This is a genomic window from Marinobacter sp. V34, assembly GCF_055524115.1.
Genome location: NZ_JBUPZY010000023.1, coordinates 1 through 3,178, shown reverse-complemented (window position 1 = coordinate 3,178; position 3,178 = coordinate 1). Strand labels below are relative to the sequence as shown.

General features: G+C 48.4%; 3 protein-coding genes. All 3 read right to left on the bottom strand.

Annotated elements, in window-relative coordinates; genetic code table 11:
* Positions 1–591: 591 nt before the first annotated feature.
* Genes AC0B60_RS20155 through AC0B60_RS20145 form a run of 3 tightly spaced genes read right to left on the bottom strand, consistent with a single transcriptional unit; the run spans position 592 to position 2,710 of the window.
* Positions 592–1,173, bottom strand: a complete 582-nt coding sequence (locus tag AC0B60_RS20155) for an ImmA/IrrE family metallo-endopeptidase (RefSeq protein ID WP_465087657.1) — start codon at positions 1,171–1,173, stop codon at positions 592–594.
* Between the two features lies 1 nt (position 1,174).
* Positions 1,175–1,888, bottom strand: coding sequence for a hypothetical protein (locus tag AC0B60_RS20150; RefSeq protein ID WP_465087656.1), 714 nt, complete (start codon positions 1,886–1,888; stop codon positions 1,175–1,177).
* 54 nt (positions 1,889–1,942) lie between these two features.
* Positions 1,943–2,710, bottom strand: a complete 768-nt coding sequence (locus AC0B60_RS20145) for a DUF2726 domain-containing protein (RefSeq protein WP_465087655.1) — start codon at positions 2,708–2,710, stop codon at positions 1,943–1,945.
* Positions 2,711–3,178: the final 468 nt, after the last annotated feature.

Below are 3,178 nucleotides of genomic sequence, written 5' to 3'. Positions count from 1 at the left end.
CGGAGGCACCCGAAACTGGGATGTCACCGGACCGGTAGCGCTAAACCCTGGCAAGTTGCAGGAAGTTGAGCGCAATAAACTGGCCGCTTAAACGCGGTCATTTGGACAACTGGGTTGAAAATCGCCGCTCTTGGTGTTCACAAACGTAAGCTTTCCTTCCTGGACGTGGCGCAGCTGTAGATTCTCAGCCTCTCCCCACCTGGCACCTGTTGCCAGGCAAATTCTGGTCAGAAGTTGGACGTGTGGATTCTGGCTGAAATCCTCGATTGTTTTGAGAAGGTGCCGGATCTGCTTGATCGTCAGCCAGGATAGCGATAGCTCTCGTTCATCCAGTCGGATCATCTCAACATTCCTGATCGGGTTGTCGAAGTCGATTTCGTTCAGCCGGTTTAGCTGGTTGTAGACCGCGTTTAGGTAGCCCAGGTGGTTCGGATACGCAGGCAGAAGTTCGCAAGGAAATGATTTCCAAATTGAGGAGCTGTTCCAAGATCTTAAAGATATGTGAAAAAAGTCTCTGAGAGGAGAGCTGGTGAATCAAGGATTCTGCAATGGAAAGGAGTTTATCAGCACTTAAATAACAAACCACTCCTCTCAGGGGGCAATCAGGCCGAGATTCACCAGTCTCCACTTCATTGCTTGTGTGGATACGCGAAAAATTCGAGCAAGAGACTCTATGAAGTCTTCGCGAGTCATTGAAAGCTTTTTACCATCCGCGCCGTGCAAACGTGCAATTTTAGCCGCCTCCTTTCTCACCATATTTTCTGGCATCAAGAGCTCAGCTGCGAATGCGTTTGCCTCGGCTTCAATAGGACAACCAGCTGCTGAACGACGGAACTGACGGCCTCCATCCACAAACCTTTCAGATTTTTCTAAGTCCTGACGTGCGGGAAGCATGTGCTTAAAGTAATGCCCAAGCTCGTGAGCGAGCGTAAACCTGCGACGCAGATTACTGTCGGTAGGATTAACCCAAACTTCAGCCGTACCTCTATCGTCAGACCACTCAATTTCACCAGAGTGACTAAGTCGGTTGAAATCAAACTCAGAGCTGACCTTCAGGCCAACCTTTTGTGCTACATCAAGAATATCAACAGGAGGTTCAGCGATATCAAGAAACACCAGCAGCTCTTGAGGATCAGAGATTTCTTCTAGGCGATCAATTTGAACGTCTTCCATTTTACCTCCCCTCACCGTCAGAACTGAATTTGTACGAATCATCCGAACTATCTTCGGTATCTTGCGAGCCACCTTTCTCAGCTTTAACGGCTTCGCGCACCAGCCTTTTCAGTGTACCAACAAAATCTTCAGAGTTCACAGCCAGAGACGCGCTTTCCTGGACCTCTGAAGTAAGATCATCCCTGACCTCTTCTCGAATCTCTAGTTTTAGCTCATCTATGATGTTCGTACCCCTGTCATTGTTATACTCTTTAAGCTTGCTAACCAATTGCCTAACAATTCGTTCATCGGCCTCTTCGGCCCTCCTTTGAGCCAGATGAGCATAGATTGCTGCTCCAATAGCGAGCGCTGCAAGAATGAGTGAGGAATAGCCCAAGTAATTTCCGGCATTATCAATCGAGGCATTAGCCACTTCGAGAACGTTGTTAGAATTAGCGACCACATTAGAGATATCCATTAACGCATCAGTTTGGCGTTGTGAAATCTGCTCCAACCTCACGGAAAGAGTATCAATTTCTGCCGTTTTGGCATCCAAGTCTTGCACCTTTGCCTCTATTTCAGACATCTCGTCCGCCATTTTCACTAATCGGTTCGAGATGTGCTCAATCTCAGATGCCAACAACAACGAAGAACGGGATTCGGAGACCTGGTCCAAAGACGCCCATGCGGAAGTTTGGAAGCAGATAAAAAGTAAAAAAGGCAGACCAAAGCGCAATTGCTTATCTCCTCAGCAGTCGAAATTCATCACAGTTCCTAAAGGGGGAACGGTTTAATTGGGGGAAGCGTCGCTACGCTCAAGACCATCAGGCTCAGAAACAGGTAAAACTTTTCGGCATTTTGGATAACGAGAACAAGCCATGACCTCATTTCCAGCATGCTTCCCAGAGCGGAGCAGCTTTCTAGTCATCGGAGCATAGCAGCGGGGACAAAACCTTTCAGGTATCTCCTCCTCACGAGAAGCAGAAAGTGGGTCCTGACTTCGTTCTGTACTCTCTCCATTAGAAACAACAGATGGGTCATTGGGAGATGCAGGTGAATCAATCCCTAAAGCTCGCTCAAGCTCTGCAACAGTGTAGCTTCGTTTGGCTTTAAACCGGAGAAGAGGCAACCCCGCAACGTCAAAGGCCGCGTTTAAAAAAGAGTCGCGCTCATGCGTCTTCGCCGAGTTGTGAGACCTATCATCCAGCTCAACCGCCCAAACGGGCTTAAAGGTTTTGCGCTCAACAATGACAATATCGATATGCCGGCTTTTGATTCGGTTTCGGGCCGACTGCCACGTACTCCGATCGAGCCCCGTTTTAACTGATATTAGATCCTCCACTCTGACTTTACCGAAGATACGGTAGCGATCATGCGGTAGTGCAAGCTCAAGCACCTGGTAAAAAGAAGCTTCAGCCTCAGTCATAAGGCGTTCGCTGCGTTGGTACGGAAACTGTAGAGGTGTTTTTTTTGAGCGCAATGACTTTAGAAAGACGATCAAAAAGAAAACAGCAGCCAATACCGCCAGAGGTTTCAGAAATGAGATTTCATCAAACACAAAAGCACCTAGACGTTTTCAATTCCCTATGAATAGGTAAATAGTAGCCTATATTTCTCCCCCGGTGCTAACGGAGGCAGGTCAAGAAAGGTGTCAACAAAGTGTCCACAGCTTAGTGGTCTGCTGTGGTTTACAGTGAAAAGCTATTTTCGCAAGCGACTGATTTGACGGAAATAGTGGTTTACTGTGTTGCTTCGAGAGCGTGCGGCATCGGGTCAATTCCCGCCGCACCCACCAACCGCAAAAAAGCCCCTGATTTCAGGGGCTTTTTTCGTTATCAGACCCCCGAACTTCCACAGGCTTAGTTGTCTGGCCATCTTCAGCTACAGGCTCCCCCGTCACTGTAGTAGCCCCCATTTAAACCGGACACCTTGGTAGAAGCAAAGGCCTAGGCATAGACCTAGTGCAAAGGAGTGTCCAAGGTGGAGAGAATCGAAGTCATAACCGGAGTGCAGCGTCGTCGCCGGT